The following is a 1,259-nucleotide window of genomic DNA, read 5'->3' on the forward strand; positions in this document are numbered from 1 at the left end:
TACTTTAGCGTAAATATCGGCGTACTAACCCGTAGCGATGACAATATCAAGACAATAAGCGACCTACAGGATAAAGAAATTTTAGCAGAGCCCGGCACTACGGCTTTTGATTATTTTAATAAGGAAGGCTTTAAAGTTATCTCATGCGCTAGTTCGAGCGAATGCTTCCGCGCATTAAAATCCGGTCGCGGCAGCGGCTATGCAGACGATAATATGGTAGTTTTGGGTTATTCGGTCGTAGATCGCAAGGTAGAGGTAAATATCAAGAATTTAGGTACGTCGGAATTTTTAGCTATCGCGGTGCAAAAAGGCAACAACGACTTGCTAAACGCCTTAAATGACGGGCTTGTCAAGCTCAGCAAAAATGGCTTTTTCAAGAAAATTTTTAACGACAGCATCGATCCTTTTTACAAGGGCAAGGCTGAGAAAAAATATTTCTTGTTAGATGATCTTTATAAAATGTTTTAATTCAAAGGACAAAATATGAAAAAAATTCTACTAAGTATTTTGCTAGGTGCTGGCGCGCTTTGCGCTAACTCATTAGCAGATATCAAGCAAGCAGGCGAAATTCGCATAGGCTTGCAAGATTCCCAGCCTCCGTTTAGCTTCGATGATAACGGCACGCTAAAGGGCTTTGAGGTTGACTTGGCAAACGAGCTAGTCAAAAATCTATTCGGCAATAAAAAGATCAAAATCGACTTTATCGCCGTAGCATCTAAAGATCGCGTTCCCTCACTGGAGCAAAACAAAGTAGATCTCATCATATCCAAGCTTACCGTCACAAAAGATCGCGTTCAGAAAGTCGATTTTTCTTACCCGTATTATTCAGTGCAAATTGGCGTGCTAAGCCGTAAGGATGATAATATTTCAAGAATCGATCAGATCGCGCATAAAAAAATTCTAAGCGTTAAAGGCACAACTGCCGAGGAGCACTTCAAAAACGCGGGCTATGAGATTGCGACATGTACCGACGCGAATGAGTGCGTCGCTAGGTTAAAGGCTGGCGAGGGCATAGGCTTTGCCGACGATAATACGGTCGTACTCGGATACGCTAGAAACGATGCCGCGCTTGATGCAAAAATCATCAACCTTGGCAAGGTAGATTATATCGCCGTCGCCCTATCTAAGGGCAATACCGAGCTGCTTGATGCGGTCAATAGCAGCCTGGTAAAAATGTATAAAGCGAAATTTTTCCATAAGGCTTTTGACGAGGATATCAAGCCATACTACGGCGGCAAGATCGATAAAAAGCACTTCAC

At 42.7% G+C, this 1,259-nt stretch carries 2 protein-coding genes; both read left to right on the forward strand.

Annotation, left to right across the window (positions count from 1 at the left end; genetic code table 11):
• Nucleotides 1-468: transporter substrate-binding domain-containing protein (locus tag Q0257_RS02065; RefSeq protein WP_298020948.1), on the forward strand; the 468-nt coding region annotated here is incomplete at its 5' end.
• A 15-nt stretch (nucleotides 469-483) separates the two neighbouring features.
• A partial coding sequence (locus tag Q0257_RS02070) for a transporter substrate-binding domain-containing protein (protein ID WP_298020951.1) occupies nucleotides 484-1,259 on the forward strand: 776 nt, incomplete at its 3' end.

The sequence above is a fragment of the uncultured Campylobacter sp. genome (assembly GCF_938018035.1).
Taxonomy (GTDB): Bacteria; Campylobacterota; Campylobacteria; order Campylobacterales; family Campylobacteraceae; genus Campylobacter_B.